This window comes from Burkholderia sp. MSMB1589WGS (assembly GCF_001636105.1).
In the GTDB taxonomy this organism is placed as follows: domain Bacteria; phylum Pseudomonadota; class Gammaproteobacteria; order Burkholderiales; family Burkholderiaceae; genus Burkholderia; species Burkholderia humptydooensis.
Genome location: NZ_LNJT01000008.1, coordinates 416893 through 434802, shown reverse-complemented (window position 1 = coordinate 434802; position 17910 = coordinate 416893). Strand labels below are relative to the sequence as shown.

The window sequence follows — 17910 nt, the reverse complement described above, 5'->3', positions numbered from 1 at the left end:
GAGAGACGCATGGGCATCAAGCACTGGATCGGCGGCCGCGAAGTCGACAGCCGGGAAACGTTCACGACGTTCAATCCGGCGACGGGCGAGCCGATCGCCGAGGTCGCGTCGGGCGGCGCGCAGGAAATCGACGCGGCGGTGCGCGCCGCGAAGGACGCGTTTCCGAAATGGGCGGGCACGCCGGCGAAGGAGCGCGCGAAGCTGATGCGCAAGCTCGGCGAGCTGATCGAGCGCAACGTGCCCGCGCTCGCCGCGCTCGAAACGCAGGACACCGGCCTGCCGATCTCGCAGACGAGGAAGCAGTTGATCCCGCGCGCGTCGGAGAATTTCCACTTCTTCGCCGAAGTGTGCACGCGGATGAACGGCCGCAGCTATCCGGTCGACGACCAGATGCTGAACTACACGCTGTACCAGCCGGTCGGCGTGTGCGCGCTCGTGTCGCCGTGGAACGTGCCGTTCATGACGGCGACGTGGAAGACCGCGCCGTGTCTCGCGCTCGGCAACACCGCGGTGCTGAAGATGTCGGAGCTCTCGCCGCTCACGGCCGACCAGCTCGGCCGCCTCGCGCTCGAGGCGGGCATTCCGGCCGGCGTGCTGAACGTCGTGCAGGGCTACGGCGCGACGGCGGGCGACGCGCTCGTGCGGCATCCGGACGTGCGCGCGGTGTCGTTTACGGGCGGCACGGTGACGGGCAAGCGGATCATGGAGCGCGCGGGCCTGAAGAAATATTCGATGGAGCTGGGCGGCAAGTCGCCCGTGCTGATCTTCGACGACGCCGATTTCGACCGCGCGCTCGACGCGTCGCTCTTCACGATCTTCTCGATCAACGGCGAGCGCTGCACGGCGGGCTCGCGGATCTTCGTGCAGCGCACGATCTACGACAGGTTCGTCGCGGAGTTCGCGCGGCGCGCGAACAACCTGATCGTGGGCGACCCGGCCGACGAGAACACGCAGGTGGGCTCGATGATCACGCGCGCGCACTGGGAGAAGGTGACGGGCTACGTCCGGCTCGGCGTCGAAGAGGGCGCGCGGCTCGTCGCGGGCGGCGCGGACAAGCCGGCGAACCTGCCCGCGCATCTGGCGAACGGCAACTTCGTGCGGCCGACCGTGTTCGCCGACGTCGACAACCGGATGCGCATCGCGCAGGAAGAGATCTTCGGGCCGGTTGCGTGCCTGATTCCGTTCGACGGCGAGGAGGACGGGCTGCGCGCGGCGAACGACACGTCGTACGGCCTCGCGTCGTATTTGTGGACGCGGGACGTCGGCCGCGCGCACCGGCTCGCGCGCGGAATCGAGGCGGGCATGGTGTTCGTCAATAGCCAGAACGTGCGCGACCTGCGCCAGCCGTTCGGCGGCGTGAAGGAATCGGGCACCGGCCGCGAGGGCGGCGAATACAGCTTCGAGGTGTTCGCCGAGATCAAGAACGTGTGCATCTCGATGGGCGGCCATCACATTCCCCGCTGGGGCGTGTGACGCCCGCCGACAACGAACGATACGCCGCGCGCCGGGGCCGTCGGCCGGCCGCGCGGCAGGAGACTCACGATGGGAAAGCTGTCACTTGCCGCGAAGGTCACGCACGTGCCGTCGATGTATCTGTCCGAGCTGCCGGGCCGGCATCACGGCTGCCGCGCGGAGGCGATCCGCGGCCATCAGGCGATCGGCGAGCGCTGCCGCGCGCTCGGCGTCGACACGATCGTCGTCGCCGACACGCACTGGCTCGTCAACGCCGGTTATCACGTGAACTGCAACGGGCATTTCGCGGGCGTCTACACGAGCAACGAGCTGCCGCACTTCATCCGCGACATGCGCTACGAATATCCGGGCAATCCGGCGCTCGGCCATCTGATCGCGGCGAGCGCGAACGCGCGCGGAATCGGCACGCGCGCGCACGAGATCGACAGCCTCGAGCTCGAGTACGGCACGCTCGTGCCGATGCGCTACATGAACGCCGATCGGCACTTCAAGGTCGTGTCGATCGCCGGCTGGTGCGTGTGGCACTCGCTCGACGAAAGCCGCCGCTTCGGCGAGGCGCTCAGGCACGCGATCGAGGCGAGCGATTCGAACGTCGCGTTCTTCGCGAGCGGCTCGCTGTCGCACCGCTTCAACGACAACGGCAGCCCGGAGGAGGCGATCCACATGATCAGCCGCGAGTTCTACAGGCAGGTCGATCTGCGCGTGGTCGAGCTGTGGAAGCAGGGCGATTTCGCGACGTTCTGCAAGATGCTGCCCGAGTACAGCACGCATTGCCACGGCGAGGGCGGCATGCACGACACCGCGATGCTGCTCGGCCTGCTCGGCTGGGACAGCTACGACAGGCCGGTCGAGATCGTGACCGACTACTTCGCGAGCTCGGGCACGGGGCAGATCAACGCGATCTTTCCGCTGCCGTGAGCGGCGCGCCGTTCGCTTCGCGCGCCGAACGCCATCCTGAAGAAAACGGAGAACCGACATGCCTCACATCATCGTCGAATACACCGCGAACATTCGCGACGACGCACGGATTCCCGTGCTGCTCAAGACGATCAACGAGACGCTGATCGCGCAGGGCGGCGTGTTTCCGACGGGCGGCATCCGCTCGCGCGCGATCGAGCTGCAGGATTACTGCGTCGCGGACGGCACCGCCGACGACGCATTCGTGCACGTGACGCTGAAGATCGGCTCGGGCCGCGACGACGCGACGAAACAGGCCGCGTGCGACGCGCTGTTCGACGCGATCAAGGCGCATTTCGCGGCGCTCTACGCGCAGCGCTATCTCGCGCTGTCGATGGAGCTCGCCGAGTTCAGCGAGACGGGCTCGTACAAGCACAACAACATCCACGCGCGCTACCGGCGCGGCGCGTGACCCCATCCCGACAACAGTGACAATGCTAGATTCCTCCACCATCCAGTTGCTCGCCCGCCGGCTGCACGCCGCGGAGCGCGAGCGCAAGCAGATCCGCCAGATCTCGCTCGACTACCCGGAGATCACGATCGACGACGCGTACGCGATCCAGCGCACGTGGGTCGACATGAAGCTCGCCGAGGGACGCGTGCTGAAAGGGCACAAGATCGGCCTCACGTCGAAGGCGATGCAGTCTTCGTCGCAGATCGACGAGCCGGACTTTGGCGCGCTGCTCGACGACATGTTCTTCGAGGACGGCGCGACGATTCCGGCGCGCCGCTTCATCGTGCCGCGCGTCGAGGTCGAGCTCGCGTTCGTGCTCGGCAAGCCGCTGAAAGGGCCGCACTGCTCGGTGTTCGACGTGTACGACGCGGTCGACTACGTGGTGCCCGCGCTCGAGATCATCGATGCGCGCAGCCAGTCGATCGATCCGGACACGAAGCGCCCGCGCAAGGTGTTCGACACGATCGCCGACAACGCGGCGAACGCGGGCGTCGTGCTCGGCGGGCGGCCCGTGCGGCCGATGGACGTCGACCTGCGCTGGGTCGCGGCGATCATGTCGCGCAACGGCGTCGTCGAGGAGACGGGCGTCGCGGCGGGCGTGCTGAACCATCCGGCGAACGGCGTCGCGTGGCTCGCGAACCGGCTCGCGCGCTTCGACGTGTCGCTCGACGCGGGCGAGATCATCCTCGGCGGCTCGTTCACGCGGCCGTGCGCGGCACAGAGCGGCGACACGTTCAACGTCGATTACGGCCCGCTCGGCGCGATCCATTGCCACTTCGAATGACGGACGACGATGCGCATTCCTGAGAACACGTTCAAGGCCGCGCTTGCGCGCGGGCAGGCGCAGATCGGGCTGTGGCTCGGGCTGGCGAACGCCTATGCGGCGGAGGTCGTCGCGGGCGCGGGCTTCGACTGGCTGCTGATCGACGGCGAGCATGCGCCGAACACGGTGCCGACGATCCTCGCGCAATTGCAGGCGATCGCCGCGTATCCGTCGCATCCCGTCGTGCGCGTGCCGTGGAACGACGCGGTCATCGTCAAGCAGGTGCTCGATCTCGGCGCGCAGACGCTGCTCGTGCCGATGGTGCAGAACGCCGACGAGGCGCGCGCGGCGGTGGCGGCGACGCGCTATCCGCCGCATGGCGTGCGCGGCGTCGGCAGCGCGCTCGCGCGCGCGTCGCGCTGGAATCGCGTCGACGATTACCTGCGGCGCGCGAACGAGCGGATCGCGGTGCTCGTGCAGGTCGAGACGCGCGCGGGGCTCGACGCGATCGATGCGATCGCGCGCGTCGACGGCGTCGACGGCGTGTTCATCGGGCCCGCCGATCTCGCGGCCGATCTCGGGCGTCTGGGCGACCCCGCGCATCCGGACGTGCAGGCGGCGATCGGCCGCGCGATCGCCGCGATCGTCGCAGCGGGCAAGGCGGCGGGCATTCTCAGCGCGGACGAGCGCGCGGCGCGGCGCTATCTCGAAGCCGGCGCGACGTTCGTCGCGGTCGGCGTCGACACGACGCTGCTCGCGCGCGGCGCCGAGCGGCTCGCCGCGCAATTCAGGCCGGCGGCCGGCGGCGAACGGGCGGGCGTGATCGAGGGCGATGTGACGTATTGAGCGAAGCCGACATCGCGCCCAAACGAATTCCGCTTGGGCGAGGCCGCCGGCGATTGTCACCGTTCGGGCGACGGGCGCATCCCGCGCTTTTCGACAACCGTCGCGAAGCGATCGCGGCGCATGAGTGAGCGGCGCATCGCGCCGTTCGATCAGAACCGCTGCTGCATCCCGAGGGTCACGCCGACCTGCGTATCCGCATACCCGAGCGTATCGCGCGACACGCCGACGTTCTGCCCATGCTTCGCGATCGCGAAGCCGCCCGCCGCGTACAGCACCGTGCGCTTCGACAGCGCGTATTGCGCGCGCAGCGACACGAGCGTCGGATCGGCGTCGGCGCCGCCCTTGATGTTCTGGTGATAGACCGCGCCCGTGAGCGAGAACGCCGGCGTGAAGTTGTACGCGCCGCCGATCCAGTACATGTCGCTCAACTGCGTCGCCGCCGCCGTGTGATACGTGCGGCGGTAGTTGCGGTAGCCCGCCATCGTCTTCAGGTTGCCGAAGTCGTAGCTGACGCCCGCGTGAATGCCCTGCACGTAGTTGACGGGGTCCGCGGGCGTCACGCTGTCGGCCGCGCCGTTCTGGCGGTCGAACGTGACGACCGCGGCGAACGGGCCGCTCTCGTAGCCGAGCGCGAAGTCGTACTTCGAGCTCGTCTTCACGCTGCCCGGCACGTTGCCGAAGCCGAACATCGCGCCGAAGCGCAAGCCGCCGTACGCGCCGTCGTAGCGCACCGCGTTCGACGAGCGCGTGAAGAGGCCGTCCTTGCGGCCGCCCGTGGCCGTCGACGACGTCGCCCACGAATAATTCTGCGCGTAGCCCATCGGGTCGAACGGCAGCATGTAGTCGTACGTGACCGTGAAGTTGCGCCCGAGCGTCAGCTCGCCCCACTTGCCCTTGAGGCCCACCGTCGCGCGCCGCGCGAAGATCGAGTCGGGGCCGTCGTCGAACGCGCCGTTCGCGAGATCGATCCCGCTTTCGAGCCGGAACACCGCCTTCAGGCCGCCGCCGAGATCCTCGACGCCGCGCAGGCCCCAGCGCGACGTGTTCTTGTTGCCCGACTTCATCCGGAACGCGCCGCCGCCGTCGGGCGCCGCGTGGTTCACGTATTCGATGCCCGCGTCCATGATCCCGTAGAGCGTGATGCTCGATTGCGCGAGCGCGTGGCCGGCCGAGAGGCTCCCGCACGCGGCGAGGCCGGCTGAGATCGCAGTCGTGCCGGCGATGCGGCGATGCTTTTTCATTTTCGGTGTCTCCGATTGAGTGGTGGTTGTTTTAGGGGGCGCGCACGTTCGCCGTCGGGCGGCGTGCGCGGCCTCGGTCAGCCCGCTTTCGCGAACGCCCAGCAATCGTTCGCCGGGAACTCGAGCCAGTGCCGGCCCGCCGCGCGCGGCACCGTGCCGAACGCGCGCAGCCGCAGCGCGCCGCAATGGAACAGGTACTCCCAGCGATCGCCGAGATACATCGACGCCACGAGCTCGGCGGGCAGCCGGTTCTCGCCGGGGCCGTCCGCAACCTGCACGCGCTCGACGCGAATCACCGCGTGCGCGTCCTCGCCGTGCCGCAGCGCGCCGCGCGCGCGCGCCGCGAGCCGCCAGCCGTCGCCCGCGAGCGTCACGCGCTCGCCGTCGACGGCGTCGACGCGTGCGTCGATCCGGTTATTGCTGCCCATGAACTCGGCCGTGTAGAGCGTGCGCGGCGCGCCGTACAGCTCGGCGGGCGCGCCTTCCTGCTCGATGCGGCCGTCGCGCAGCAGCAGGATGCGGTCCGACATCGCCATCGCCTCGGCCTGATCGTGCGTCACGCAGAGCGCGGACAAGCCGAGCGACACGATCAGCTCGCGCAGCCACGCGCGCGCTTCCTCGCGCAGCTTCGTGTCGAGGTTCGACAGCGGCTCGTCGAGCAGGATCACGGGCGGGTTGTAGACGAGCGCGCGCGCGATCGCGACGCGCTGCTGCTGGCCGCCCGACAGTTGGTGCGGATAGCGCCCGGCGAGGTGGCCGAGGCCGAGCTGGTCGAGCGCGGTCTGCACGCGGCGCTTGATCTCGCCCGATGCGACGCGGCGCAGCCTGAGCCCGTAGCCGACGTTCTCGGCGACCGTGCGGTGCGGCCACAGCGCGTACGACTGGAACACGAGGCCGAGCGAGCGCGCCTCGACGGGCAGGTCGATGCGGTTCGCGCCGTCGAAGAAGGTGCGCTCGTCGAGCCGGATGCGGCCGGCCGACGGCGTCTCGAGCCCCGCGACCGCGCGCAGCAGCGTCGTCTTGCCGCTGCCCGACGCGCCGAGCAGGCACACGACCTCGCCCGCGTTCAATTCGAACGACACGCCCTTGAGGATCGGGTTCGCGCCGTAGCTCAGATGCAGATCGTCGACGATGAGCTTATCCATGCAGTTTCACTCCGAAGCGCAACGCGACGGCGAGTCCCGCGCCGACCATTGCGATGTTGATGACGGACAGCGCGGCGACCTGGTCGACCGCCCCCGTCGCCCACAGCGACACGAGCAGCGCGCCGATCACCTCGGTGCCGGGCGACAGCAGGTAGACGGCCGTCGAGTACTCGCGCTCGAAGATCATGAAGATCAGGAGCCAGGCGGCCAGGAGGCCAAAGCGCACGAGCGGCAGCGTCACGTCGAGCGACACGCGCGCGCGCGTCGCGCCGACGCTGCGGCCCGCTTCCTCGAGCTCGGGGCCCACCTGCAGCAGCGCGCTCTGGATCACGCGCATTCCGTACGCGAGCCACACGACCGTGTACGCGATCCAGATGCTCCACATCGAGCTCTTCAGCTCGCGCAGGCCCGGCACGAACAGGAAGATCCACAGGAACGCGAGGCCGGCGAGCAGGCCCGGCACCGCGCGCGGCAGCAGCACGATGTAGTCGAGCATGCGCGCGACCCAGTCGTGGCGGCGGTGGCCCGCGAACGCGACGAGCGAATAGAAGCCGATCGCGAGCGCGCCGCCGATCACGCCGATGCCGAGCGTGTTGACGATCGCGCGCACGAGGTTGTCCTGCTCGAACAGCTCGACGAAGTTCGCGACGGTCAGCACCTCGGCGAGCGGCACGCCTTCGCCCCAGTTCGTGACGAACGCGCGCAGCACGATGCCGGAGATCGGCACGATCACGGTGAGCGCGAGCCACGCGGCGACGATCGCGAGCGCGACCCAGCGCCATGCGCGCAGCGGCAGCACGGTCGCGCGGCCCGCCTTGCCCTTGACGGTCACGTAGCGGTTCGCGGATTTCAGCAGGTGGCGCTGCAAGAGCACGAGCGGGAACGTGATCGCGATGATGCACACGGCGACGGCCGCCATCAGGTGATACGACGGCACGCCGAGCTTGTTGGTCAGCTTGTACAGGTACGTCGCGAGCACGAGGTGGCCTTCGGGGTCGCCGAGCACGAGCGGCAGCCCGAACACCTCGAAGCCGAGGAAGAACACGAGCACGCCGGAGAAGAGCAGCGCGGGCAGCGTCATCGGCAGGCTCACGTCGAGCGCGACGCGAAACGGCCGCGCGCCCGCGACGCGCGCCGCTTCCTCGACGTCCGAGCCGAGGTTGCGCAGCGCGGCCGACGCGTACAGGTACACGTGCGGCACGTGCGTGAGGCCCACGATGACCGTGATCGCGAAGATCGAGTAGACGTTCCACGGCACGGATTCGACGCCGAACAGCGCCTTGAACCACACCGAGTAGAAGCCCACCGGCCCCGCCGCGACGACGTAGCCGAACGCGAGCACCATCGGCGACACGAACACCGGCGTGAGCACGAGCGGCTCCAGCCAGCGGCGGCCGGGCAGATCGGTGCGCACCATCAGGAACGCGAGGACGCCGCCGAGCGGAATCGAGATGAACAGCATCCCGCCCGCGATGACGAACGAGTTCTTCACGGCGGACCAGAAGTCGGAATCGCCGAAGATGAAGCGAAAGCCCTCGACGCCGAGCGTTCTGTTCGCGTCGAAGAACGGCGCGGACAACAGGCTCTGGAACACGATGAACGCGATCGGCAGCGCGACGGCGATCGTCAGGACGGCGACGACGATCCAGCGCAGCATGCCCGCGAGCGGCCAGAGTCCGCCCGCCGACGGCGCGCCCTGTGCGCCGCCGCCGAGCGCGCCGGGCATGGGCGCGCAGGGGCGGCCGGTGCGGGTTGTAAGCATGAGTTCACCCTTGCGGCCCGCAGGCCGCGTCAACGAGAAGGAAAACGAAGGGAAGGGGCGCGCGCGGCGGCCGCCGCGCGCGCCGTCACGCGCGCGGGCTCAGCGCTTGAGCGCCTGCTGCCACTGCTTGAGGAACGCGAGGCGCTTCGACTGGTCGAGATAGACGAGCAGGCCCGAGCCGATCTGGATCGGCCTGAGCGCGTCGCCCAACTCCTGCGCGAGACTCGTCATCGACGTCTCGCCCGACACGTCCGCGCGGATCGAGTACAGGTTCGCCTGGTTCGCGATCAGCGTCTGGCCGCGCTTCGAAAGCAGATAGTCGACCCACAGCTTCGCCGCGTTCGGATGCTGCGCCTGCCTGGAGATCGTCACGAGGCGGCTCACGACGAGCGTGTAGTCCTTCGGCAGCACGTAGCCGATCGATTTGTCCTTCTTCGCTTTCGCGTATGCATACGAGCCGATGATGTTGTAGCCGACGAGGTTCTCGCCCGACGAGATCCGCTCCATCATCGCGCCCGTGCTCGACTGCAGCTTCGGGCCCGCCGCGCCGATCGCGCGCACGAGCTCCCACGTGACCTTTTCGTTCACGTGCGCGTCCTGCGTCAGATAGTTGAAGCCGACGCCCGATTTCTCGATGTCGTAGGTCGTCACCTTGCCCTTGAACTTCTCGGGCTGCGACTGCAGCAGCCTGATCAGGTCGGCGCGCGTCTTCGGCACGTCGTGCTCGGGAATCAGCCGCTTGTTGTAGACGATCGCGAGCGGCTCGTAGGTCGTGCCGTAAGCCAGCTTCTGGTACTGCGCCCATTGCGGCACGTGCGGCGTCTCGGGCGAATCGTATGCGGCCATCAGCCCGTCGTTGACCAGCTTCACCTGGAGGTCCATCGCCGAGTTCCACAGCACGTCGGCGCTCGCGCTTTTCGCGGCGCTTTCACTGACGTAACGGTTGTAAAGCTCGGTGCTGTTCATGTCGTTGTATTCGACCTTCACGCCGTACAGGCTTTCGAAATCCTTGATGAGCGGGCGCACGAGCGCGGTGTCGGTCGTCGAGTAGACGACGAGCTTGCCTTCCTGCTTCGCCGCGTCGATCACGTGTTGGTAATTACCCGGATAGCCGGCCGGGACCTGTGCGCAGACAGTGCTTGCGGCGACGAAAAGAACGGCGGCGATGCCGGCTGGTGCGTGATGCATGTCTTCCTCCAGTTGCGTCTTTGTTCGGTTCGAGTGACGCGGATGGTAAGCGGTGCGCACTTTCAGCGTGCTTTCATTTTTCGTCACAATCGCTTTCTTTCGATTATGGATTTCCCGAGGTTTTGCTTAATGCGCGTGCTGCTCGTCGAAGACAACCCGATCCTCGCGCAGTCGCTCGCCGACGCGCTTTCCTCCGCGCGCTTCGCGGTCGACCACATGGCGGACGGCGAGGCCGCCGACCACGTGCTGCACACGCAGGACTACGCGCTCGTGATTCTCGATCTGGGGCTGCCGAAGCTCGACGGCCTCGAAGTGCTGCGGCGGCTGCGCGCGCGGCGCAACCCGGTGCCCGTGCTGATCCTCACCGCGCACGGCTCGGTGGAGGACCGCGTGCGCGGGCTCGATCTCGGCGCGGACGACTATCTCGCGAAGCCGTTCGAGCTGACCGAGCTCGAGGCGCGCGCCCGCGCGCTGATCCGGCGCAGCCTCGGGCACGAGCACGGGCGCGTCGAATGCGGGCCGCTCGCGTTCGACAGCGTCGACCGGAGCTTTCGTCTGAACAATGACGCGCTCGCGCTGACGCCGCGCGAGCGCTCGGTGCTCGAGGTGCTGATCCTGCGCAACGGCCGCGCGATCAACAAGGAGACGCTGTCGGAGAAGATCTTCGGGCTCGACGAATCGGTGAACGCCGACGCGATCGAGATCTACGTGCACCGGCTGCGCAAGAAGCTCGAGGGCAGCGGCGTCGCGATCGTCACGCTGCGCGGGCTCGGCTATCTGCTCGAGGCGCAGCCGTCGTGACGCGGCTCAATCTGCGCGCGCAGGTCGCGCTATGGCTGCTGCTGCCGTTCCTCGGGCTGCTCGCGCTCGATTCGTGGCTCACGTACCAGCGCGCGATGAACGCCGCGCACGTCGCGTTCGATCGCACGCTCGCGTCGTCGCTGAAGTCGATCCGCGAGGGCGTGCGGCTCGTCGGCGGCGAGGTGGAGGTCGATCTGCCGTATCTCGCGCTCGAGATGTTCGAGTCGAACGACGGCGGCAAGATCTACTACCTGATCCGCGGCGACGACGGCCGCGCGATCACCGGCTACCGCGATCTGCCGATGCCGGGCGCGGCGGCGGGCGCGCCGCTCTACGCGACTGCGTTCTACGACGCCGTCTATCGCGGCGAGCAGTTGCGGATGGCCGCGCTGCGGCTGCCCGTGCACGACGTGCCGAGCGCGCAGACGCGCGTCGTCTGGGTGATGGTCGGCGAGACGATCGAGGCGCGGCAGGCGCTCGCGCGCGAGATCCTCGTCGGCTCGCTGCTGCAGGAGGGCCTGCTCGTCGTGCTCGCGCTCGGCATCGTGTGGCTCGGCGTCGGGCGCGGGCTGCGGCCGCTGAACCGGCTGTCGGCGAAGGTCGCCGCGCGCGCGGAGGACGACCCGACGCCGCTCGAGACGCTCGGGCTGCCGAGCGAGGTCGCGCCGCTCGTCGAATCGATCAACCAGTACGTCGCGCGCACGCAGCGCATGCAGGTCGCGCGGCGGCGCTTCTTCGCCGACGCCGCGCACCAGTTGAAGACGCCGCTCGCGGCCGCGCAGGCGGGCGTCGAGCTCGCGCTGCGGCCCGCCGAGCGCGAGCGCGTGAACGTGCATCTGCGGCGCGTGAACGGCGCGGTGCGGCAGGCGGCGAAGATCGTCCAGCAGTTGCTGTCGCTGTCGCGGCTCGAATCGGATGTCGCGCCGGCGATCGAGCGCAAGCCGGTCGCGCTCGCGAAGCTCGCGCGCAGCGTGACGCTCGACTGGTCGGGCGTCGCCCGCGCGCGCGGCATCGATCTCGGCTTCGAAGCGCACGCGGGCGTCGACGTGATGGGGCGCGCGGATCTGCTCGGCGAGCTCGTCGGCAATCTGATCGACAACGCGATCCGCTACGCGGGCGACGGCGCGGTGATCACGGTGCGGGTCGCGCGCGACGGCGCGCTCGCGCGGCTCGAAGTGATCGACAACGGGCCGGGGATCGCACCCGACGAGCGCGACGCGGTGTTCGAGCGCTTCTACCGGAGCCACGCGATGCTCGCGGTCGAGGGGACGGGGCTCGGGCTGTCGATCGTGCGCGAGATCGCGCGCGTGCACCGGGGGGCGGTCGAGCTGGACGAGGCGGACACCGCGGGCGAGCGCAACGAGAGCGGCGCGGGCCGCAGGAGCGGCGAGGCGGACGAGGGGCGGGCGACCGAGCATTCGGCGCGCGGCCGCGGGCTCGTCGTGCGCGTCACGCTGCCGGCTCTCGCGGCGTGAACGCCCGGCGTCACGCTCGGTGGCCGACAGTCGCGCACCGGCTGGCGCGAGCGCAACGGCGGCGGTGCGTGCCGCCGCATGTCTCACGCATGCGCGCGACGTGCGCGGATCGGTCGCAGGTCAATCGCCGAATGCGATCTCCGCGTCGACCGATTGCCCGACTTCCAGAAACGCGCCTTCGCCGTTCACGACGATCGCGTTCTTGCCGAACGTCAGCGCGCCGCCGAACTGCGCGCTGCCGCGATAGACGCTCATCGTGTCGGTCGGCTCGTTCGGCCACGCGGGGTCCGGCGCGCCCGTGCGCTGGTCGATCGTCGGCACCGGGCAGCGCGTGCACAGCTTCACGAGGCTCAGGCGCACGCCGCCGCCGTCCGTCTGCACGTCGAGGTAGTCGACGTAGTCTTCCTCGTATGCGTCGAGGCCCGCCAGCACGACGTTCGGGCGGAAGCGGCTGATCGGCACCGCGCTCGCGCCCTTGCGGCGCAGCCGCGCGTTCAGGTCGTCGAGCGACGACTGGCCGACGACGAGGATCGGAAAGCCGTCCGCGAACTGCGCGTACGACGTGAACGCGCCCGTCCACTTCGCGCCGACCACGCGCCGCGCATCGGGCGCGAAGCGCGCGAGCCGCGCGGGCGCGCCGAGGAAATCGCTGAACCAGCGCGCCGCGTGCGTGCCGGTGTCGAGGGCGCTCACGGTGTCGCGCCAGATGGTTGCCGCGAGCAGCTCGGCGCCCGCGAGCGCCGACGCCGCGAGCGGCGTGCGCAGCTCGGGCATCCCCGGCGCGGTGACGACGAGCTCGCGCTCGCCGATCGCCGTGCGCACGAGCGCGAGCCGCGGATGCGTGCGCTGCGTGATCATCGCGCCCGCCGGATCGGTGACCATCCAGTTGCGGTCGTATTCGAGGCCCGTGACGAGCAACTGTGCGCGAATGGTCGCAATGCCCGCACAGGACTTGATCGGATAGACGAAAAGTTCGCTGATGACTGGCATGGCGCGCTCGGGCCGGGGGGCCGGTACGGATTGGAAAAATGGCGGCGGAACCGTGATTCTGCCAGATTGCCCGTGTCCGCAACCGCTGGCGTCCGAGCGCGTCCACTTCGCGCCGAGCGGATCGCGGCCATTGCGCATCCGATGGCGGCGCAATCCGTCACGCGCCGCGCGCGAGCGGGAAGCCGCGATCGAACGTCGGCCGCACGTCGAGCGGGCGCTTCAGCAGTCCCGCCTTCAGGTAGAAGTCCGCGGTGCGCTGCTGCTCGGCGACGATCGTTCCGTCGATCGGCAGCCATTGCGTGCGCCGCCGCTCGAACTGCAGGCGCGCGGCGGCGGGCGGAATGCCGATGATCCGCGCGAGCGTCGCCGAATAGGTGTCGACGTGCTGATACGACCACGCTTGCGCACGCGCGGCCCGCTGCAGGAAGTCGCGCAGCACGTCGCGCTTTGCGGCGATCGCGGCGTCGGTCGCCGCGAGGTAGCTGAGGCCCGACCACAGGCCGCGCCCGTCGACGAGCACGCGCGCGCGGCCGCTCGTTTGCGCGAGCGCGGTGTACGGCTCCCAGGTCGCCCATGCGTCGACCGAGCCGCTCGCGAGCGCGAGCATCGTGTCGGCGGGCGGCAGGAAGCGGAATTCGACGTCGGCGGGTGCGAGGCCCGCCGCGTCGAGCGCCTTCAGCGTGACGAAATGGCCGATCGAGCCGCGCGTCGTGCCGATGCGCTTGCCCTTCAGATCGGCCGCGCCGCGCAGCGGCGCGTCGGGCGCGACGACGATCGCGGTGCCGTACGGGTCCGAGCGGTTCGCGCCGATCACCTTGACGCGCGCGCCGGAGGCGAGCGCGAAGATCACCGGGGCGTCGCCGATCGGGCCGCAATCGACGGCGCCGGCGTTCAGCGCTTCGGCGAGCGGCGCGGCGGCGGGGAACTCGGTCCATTGGATGTCGTAGGGTATGCCCGTGAGCGCGTCCGCCGCTTCGAGCAGCGCGCGCACGCCGCCTTTCTGGTCGCCGGCTTTCAGCAGCGGGCGGGCGCCCGCCTGCGCGCGGGCGGCGAGCGGCGCGGCGAGCGCGGTTGCGGCGGCGTGCGCGAGGAAGCGTCGGCGGGTGGGGTTGGGTGTCGAGGTCATCGGCGTGTCGGGGGTGTGGGCCGTGCGTGGCGGCGGAGCGGGCGGCGGACGGGCGATGCCGATCGCGCCGGGCGAGTTGCGCATGACGTTCGGCGCGATCGCGGCGCTCGGGGCGCCGGCGTGCTGCGCGGCGCGATGTGCGCGATCGATTGCGATTCGGGGGGCGGCGGATTGGTCCGGAATGCGCCGCCGCGGCGATGTCTCTCGTGTTCTCGGTTCATTCGGTGGATTCGAATAGCTGTGGAAGCGCTTGATTTGCTCGAAACGCTCGAAACGCTCGAATCATTCGATTCGCGCGGCGGTTCGTTTCGATCGCCGCACGTTGCGCATTCGTCCGGCGCGTCAATGGATGAACCCGCCTCGCACGTCGCGCACGGGCTGCGCATCGATGCGCAGCAGGAGCGCGGTCAGCGCGTCGCCGCCGCGCGTGGGCGGCGGCGACGGCCGGCCTGGCGAACGCGCCGGCGCGCACAGCAGATCCGCGTCGCGCCAGCCGCGCTCGCCGGGCCGCGCCGCCGCGCGCAGCCAGCCGTCGCGGTCGGCGAGCAGTTGCGCGCCGGCGAACGCTCGTGGCGCGATGCCCGCGAGCGCGGCGAACGTGTCCCATGCGCCGGGCGTCGCCGCGACGCAAGCCGCGCGACCGACTGCGTTCGCCGCCGCGGGTGAACCGCCGTCGCGCCTGACGAGCAGCGTCTGCCAGCGCGCGTCTTCGACGGGCGGCGCGTCCCGCTCGCCGAGCGCGACGACACGCACGCGCTGTCCGCTGCGCCATTGCGCGAGCGGCTGCGGCGAGCCGCCCGCGCAGCGCACGTCGAGCTCGGGCAGCCGCACCGGCAGCGGCCAGCCGTCGCCACTCTGCGCGCCGCCGCGCGCGGCGAGCACGTTCAGGTAGTCGAGCACGGCCCAGACGTCGTCGTCCGACAGCCGGCCCGCGAAACCCGGCATCGTCGGCGCGCCGCGCGCGTCGCGCATGCCGGCGACCACGCGCCAGAACAGCTCGCCGTCGACGCGGCGGCCGAGCAGCGGGCCGACGACGGTCGGCGGCCAGCGTTCGAGCGTGTGCGCGAGCGGACCGTCGCCGCGGCCGTCCTCGCCGTGGCACGCGGCGCAGTGCACGGCATAGAGCCGTGCGCCGCGCACGGCCGACGCGACCGAGAACGGCTCGGGGCGCGTGTGGAAGCTGGTCGGCACGGCGTCGGCGAGCCATAGCGACGGCGCGGGCCACGGCGCGCACGCGGCCGACAGCGCGGCGATCGCGAGCAGGGGCGCGCGCCGCCGGCGTCGAGCGAGCGCGACGATCGCGATCAGCAGCGCCGCGGCGGTCATCGCGAGCGCCGCGGCGAGCGCACGCGCGACGCCGAGATCGAGCCGCAGCGTCTCGGCGGCGACGCGCCGCGCCCACGGCCAAGCGGGCTGGCCGTGCGTGTCCGCCGCGATGCCGAGCGCATGCGCCGCGTGCAGCAGCGCGAGCTCGGCCGCGCGCAGCGCACTCAGCAGCGCGTTCAGCCACGATTCGGCGGGCAGCGCGTTCATCGCTTCGTCGGCGAACGGAATGCGCGATGCCGCGCGCGCGTCGCACCCTGCGCGCGGACCCGGCGCGGCGGCCGAATTGCGGGCTTCGCTGCCGTCGGCTTCGCTGTCGTCGGTCCTGCTGCAATCGTCACCATCGCCGTCACGCCGTCACCGCCGCCTACCAGTCCGCATCGAGCCCGAGGTGCCATAGCGCCTCGCGCCGCAGCTCGGCGAGATGCGGATCGCCGCGATGTCGCGGATAAGGCAGCGCGACGCGCAGCTCCGCGACGATGCGCGCAGGCCGCGGCCCGAACACGATCACGCGTTGCGCGAGAAAGAGCGCCTCCTCGACGTCGTGCGTGACGAGCAGCGCGGAGAACCGCGCGCGCCGCCACAACGCGGCGAGCTCGGCCTGCATCGCGAGCCGCGTCAGCGAGTCGAGCTTGCCGAGCGGCTCGTCGAGCACGAGCAGTTGCGGATCGTTGACGAGCGCCCGTGCGAGCGCGACGCGCTGCGCCATTCCGCCCGACAACTGATGCGGAAACGCGTCGGCGAATTCGCTCAGGCCGACGCGCGCGAGCGCGTCGTCGACGCGGCCGCGCTCGCGGGCGAGCACGCCGCGCGCCTGCAGCCCGAGCGCGACGTTCGCGCGCACGCGCCGCCACGGATACAGCGTCGGGTCCTGGAACACGACGATCCGCGACGGATCGGGCCGCCTGATCGGCGCGCCGTTCTGCAGGAGCGCGCCTTGCGTCGCCGCGTCGAGGCCCGCGACGAGCCGCAGCAGCGTCGATTTTCCGCAGCCGCTCGGGCCCAGCAGCGCGACGAACTCGCCGGGCGCGACCGACAGCGTGACGTCGTCGAGCACCTGCAGCGGCCCGCCCGGCGTGTCGAACCAGTGGCTCACGCGCCGCACGTCGATGCGCGCGCCGCCGGGCGCGTCGGTGGCTGCTTCGATGGCCGCGTCGGCGGCTGCTTCGATGGCCGCGTCGGCGGCCGCCGTTTCCGCCGCCGCGTTCGCGGAGATCTCGCCGCGGGTGCCGGCCGTCCGCGCGGCCATCGCTTCGTTCACCATTTGACGGTTCCTTTCTGCCACGCGAGCGCCCGGTCGCGCACCGCGAACAGCAGCGTGATGAGTCCGGAGAACAGCAGGGCCATCACGATGAGCGCCGCGTACATGTTGACGTACGACGCCCAGCCCTGCGCCCAGCTCAGATACCAGCCGAGGCCCGATTTGACGCCCATCATCTCGGCCGTGACGAGCACCGTGAACGACGCGCTCAGGCCCATGAAGAGACCGACGAACACCTGCGGCAGCGCGGCCGGAATCGCGACGCGCAGCACGAGAAAGCGCGCGTTCGCGCCGAGCGTGCGCGCGACGTCGTAATACGCTTTGTTCACGCCCGCGACGCCGGACCACGTGAGCACCGCGACCGGAAAGCCTGTCGCGAGCGCGATCAGGAACGCGGCGGCCGAATAGCTCGACGGGAAGAAGTAGAACGTGAGCGGCAGCAGCGCGGTGGCGGGCACGGGGCCCAGCACGCGCAGCACCGGATGCACCCAGTAGCCGATGCGCCGCGACCAGCCGATCGAGGCGCCGACCAGAAAGCCCGTGAGCGCGCCGTACGCGTTGCCGATGCCGAGCAGCTTCAGCGTGTTGCCGGCGCTGCCGGCGAGGCGCGGCCAGTCGTCGACATACACCTCGATCAGCGCTTGCGGCGGCGCGAAGAACGGCGTCGGCAGCAGCGCGGTTTTGGCGGTCAGGATCTCCCACGCGGCGAGACCGAGCGGCAGCGCGACGAGCCACGGTCCCGCGCGCCGCAGCGTCGCGAGCCGGGCGGCGGCGCGCGAGTCGGGCGCGGCGCGCGCGAATGCGCTCAGCGCCGCGACCGCGGCCAGCGCGGCGGCGAGCGCCCATGCGGCGATGCCGGTCTCGTCGGTGTACGCCCAGTCGGCGAAGCCGACGATCCGGTTCGGCCACAGCCGCGCGATCGCGCCGAACGCGAGCCACGCGACGGCCGCGACGAAGCCGGTGCGCCACGGCGCGGCTGTGCTCGCGCGCGGCGTGATGGCGTCGCTCGCCGCCGCGCACGCGCCGCAGGCGGAGACGGGCGCGCGAGCGCCGTCGATGGCGGCCGGCGGCGTCGCGGACGATGCGTGTCGGAGCGTTGCCATCG

At 70.5% G+C, this 17910-nt stretch carries 16 protein-coding genes; 7 read left to right on the top strand and 9 right to left on the bottom strand.

What is annotated here, in order from left to right; genetic code table 11:
- Nucleotides 1-9: 9 nt before the first annotated feature.
- From hpaE to hpaI, 5 genes are all read left to right on the top strand, one after another.
- Entirely contained in the window at nucleotides 10-1473 is a 1464-nt protein-coding gene (gene hpaE / locus WT16_RS19945; RefSeq protein WP_063534041.1) for a 5-carboxymethyl-2-hydroxymuconate semialdehyde dehydrogenase, read from the top strand.
- Nucleotides 1474-1542: 69 nt separating this feature from the next.
- The gene (gene hpaD / locus WT16_RS19940) at nucleotides 1543-2391 is read left to right on the top strand and encodes a 3,4-dihydroxyphenylacetate 2,3-dioxygenase (RefSeq protein WP_063534040.1); all 849 of its coding nucleotides are present in this window, start codon (nucleotides 1543-1545) and stop codon (nucleotides 2389-2391) included.
- A gap of 58 nt (nucleotides 2392-2449) precedes the next feature.
- Nucleotides 2450-2842, top strand: a complete 393-nt coding sequence (locus WT16_RS19935; RefSeq protein WP_006027648.1) for a 5-carboxymethyl-2-hydroxymuconate Delta-isomerase — start codon at nucleotides 2450-2452, stop codon at nucleotides 2840-2842.
- Between the two features lie 22 nt (nucleotides 2843-2864).
- Nucleotides 2865-3668, top strand: a complete 804-nt coding sequence (hpaH, locus tag WT16_RS19930) for a 2-oxo-hept-4-ene-1,7-dioate hydratase (RefSeq protein WP_006027647.1) — start codon at nucleotides 2865-2867, stop codon at nucleotides 3666-3668.
- Between the two features lie 9 nt (nucleotides 3669-3677).
- Nucleotides 3678-4493: a 4-hydroxy-2-oxoheptanedioate aldolase gene (hpaI, locus tag WT16_RS19925; protein WP_015602902.1), complete on the top strand. Its 816-nt coding sequence runs from the start codon at nucleotides 3678-3680 to the stop codon at nucleotides 4491-4493.
- Nucleotides 4494-4642: 149 nt separating this feature from the next.
- Here hpaI and WT16_RS19920 read toward each other — a convergent pair whose 3' ends face one another.
- From WT16_RS19920 to WT16_RS19905, 4 genes are all read right to left on the bottom strand, one after another.
- Nucleotides 4643-5734, bottom strand: coding sequence for a porin (locus tag WT16_RS19920; RefSeq protein WP_015603562.1), 1092 nt, complete (start codon nucleotides 5732-5734; stop codon nucleotides 4643-4645).
- Between the two features lie 77 nt (nucleotides 5735-5811).
- Entirely contained in the window at nucleotides 5812-6879 is a 1068-nt protein-coding gene (locus tag WT16_RS19915) for an ABC transporter ATP-binding protein (protein ID WP_063534039.1), read from the bottom strand.
- The gene (locus WT16_RS19910; protein ID WP_063534913.1) at nucleotides 6872-8641 is read right to left on the bottom strand and encodes an iron ABC transporter permease; all 1770 of its coding nucleotides are present in this window, start codon (nucleotides 8639-8641) and stop codon (nucleotides 6872-6874) included. The genes WT16_RS19915 and WT16_RS19910 overlap by 8 nt, the downstream gene beginning before the upstream one ends.
- A 99-nt stretch (nucleotides 8642-8740) precedes the next feature.
- Nucleotides 8741-9829, bottom strand: a complete 1089-nt coding sequence (locus WT16_RS19905; RefSeq protein ID WP_063534912.1) for an ABC transporter substrate-binding protein — start codon at nucleotides 9827-9829, stop codon at nucleotides 8741-8743.
- 129 nt (nucleotides 9830-9958) lie between these two features.
- Here WT16_RS19905 and WT16_RS19900 point away from each other — a divergent pair, with 129 nt between their 5' ends.
- Together WT16_RS19900 and WT16_RS19895 are read left to right on the top strand one after the other, a co-directional pair.
- On the top strand, nucleotides 9959-10630 hold the full coding sequence (locus WT16_RS19900) for a response regulator (RefSeq protein ID WP_006027641.1): 672 nt from the start codon (nucleotides 9959-9961) through the stop codon (nucleotides 10628-10630).
- Nucleotides 10627-12105, top strand: a complete 1479-nt coding sequence (locus WT16_RS19895) for a sensor histidine kinase (RefSeq protein WP_063534038.1) — start codon at nucleotides 10627-10629, stop codon at nucleotides 12103-12105. The genes WT16_RS19900 and WT16_RS19895 overlap by 4 nt, the downstream gene beginning before the upstream one ends.
- A gap of 120 nt (nucleotides 12106-12225) precedes the next feature.
- Here the strand turns inward: WT16_RS19895 and WT16_RS19890 are convergent, their stop codons facing one another.
- The 5 genes from WT16_RS19890 to WT16_RS19870 all read right to left on the bottom strand — a co-directional run bounded on the left by WT16_RS19890 (nucleotide 12226) and on the right by WT16_RS19870 (nucleotide 17908).
- The gene (locus WT16_RS19890) at nucleotides 12226-13095 is read right to left on the bottom strand and encodes an MOSC N-terminal beta barrel domain-containing protein (RefSeq protein ID WP_063534037.1); all 870 of its coding nucleotides are present in this window, start codon (nucleotides 13093-13095) and stop codon (nucleotides 12226-12228) included.
- A gap of 157 nt (nucleotides 13096-13252) precedes the next feature.
- Nucleotides 13253-14221, bottom strand: a complete 969-nt coding sequence (locus tag WT16_RS19885) for an ABC transporter substrate-binding protein (RefSeq protein WP_063534911.1) — start codon at nucleotides 14219-14221, stop codon at nucleotides 13253-13255.
- Between the two features lie 342 nt (nucleotides 14222-14563).
- Nucleotides 14564-15754 (bottom strand): c-type cytochrome, encoded by a 1191-nt coding sequence (locus WT16_RS19880; RefSeq protein WP_063534036.1) that lies wholly within the window; start codon nucleotides 15752-15754, stop codon nucleotides 14564-14566.
- A 157-nt stretch (nucleotides 15755-15911) separates the two neighbouring features.
- Nucleotides 15912-16808: an ABC transporter ATP-binding protein gene (locus WT16_RS19875; RefSeq protein WP_197486494.1), complete on the bottom strand. Its 897-nt coding sequence runs from the start codon at nucleotides 16806-16808 to the stop codon at nucleotides 15912-15914.
- Nucleotides 16802-17908, bottom strand: coding sequence for an ABC transporter permease subunit (locus tag WT16_RS19870; protein WP_063534909.1), 1107 nt, complete (start codon nucleotides 17906-17908; stop codon nucleotides 16802-16804). Before WT16_RS19870 ends, WT16_RS19875 begins: the two co-directional genes overlap by 7 nt.
- Nucleotides 17909-17910: the final 2 nt, after the last annotated feature.

Bases quoted from the DNA above. Each gene is read 5' to 3' on its own strand.
- WT16_RS19880 (WP_063534036.1), bottom strand. From the start codon at position 15,754: ATGAACGCGCTGCCCGCCGAATCGTGGCTGAACGCGCTGCTGAGTGCG.
- hpaD (WP_063534040.1), top strand. From the start codon at position 1,543: ATGGGAAAGCTGTCACTTGCCGCGAAGGTCACGCACGTGCCGTCGATG.
- WT16_RS19935 (WP_006027648.1), top strand. From the start codon at position 2,450: ATGCCTCACATCATCGTCGAATACACCGCGAACATTCGCGACGACGCA.
- WT16_RS19915 (WP_063534039.1), bottom strand. From the start codon at position 6,879: ATGGATAAGCTCATCGTCGACGATCTGCATCTGAGCTACGGCGCGAAC.
- WT16_RS19920 (WP_015603562.1), bottom strand. From the start codon at position 5,734: ATGAAAAAGCATCGCCGCATCGCCGGCACGACTGCGATCTCAGCCGGC.
- hpaH (WP_006027647.1), top strand. From the start codon at position 2,865: ATGCTAGATTCCTCCACCATCCAGTTGCTCGCCCGCCGGCTGCACGCC.
- WT16_RS19900 (WP_006027641.1), top strand. From the start codon at position 9,959: ATGCGCGTGCTGCTCGTCGAAGACAACCCGATCCTCGCGCAGTCGCTC.
- WT16_RS19875 (WP_197486494.1), bottom strand. From the start codon at position 16,808: ATGGTGAACGAAGCGATGGCCGCGCGGACGGCCGGCACCCGCGGCGAG.
- WT16_RS19885 (WP_063534911.1), bottom strand. From the start codon at position 14,221: ATGACCTCGACACCCAACCCCACCCGCCGACGCTTCCTCGCGCACGCC.
- hpaI (WP_015602902.1), top strand. From the start codon at position 3,678: ATGCGCATTCCTGAGAACACGTTCAAGGCCGCGCTTGCGCGCGGGCAG.
- WT16_RS19870 (WP_063534909.1), bottom strand. From the start codon at position 17,908: ATGGCAACGCTCCGACACGCATCGTCCGCGACGCCGCCGGCCGCCATC.
- WT16_RS19890 (WP_063534037.1), bottom strand. From the start codon at position 13,095: ATGCCAGTCATCAGCGAACTTTTCGTCTATCCGATCAAGTCCTGTGCG.
- WT16_RS19910 (WP_063534913.1), bottom strand. From the start codon at position 8,641: ATGCTTACAACCCGCACCGGCCGCCCCTGCGCGCCCATGCCCGGCGCG.
- hpaE (WP_063534041.1), top strand. From the start codon at position 10: ATGGGCATCAAGCACTGGATCGGCGGCCGCGAAGTCGACAGCCGGGAA.
- WT16_RS19905 (WP_063534912.1), bottom strand. From the start codon at position 9,829: ATGCATCACGCACCAGCCGGCATCGCCGCCGTTCTTTTCGTCGCCGCA.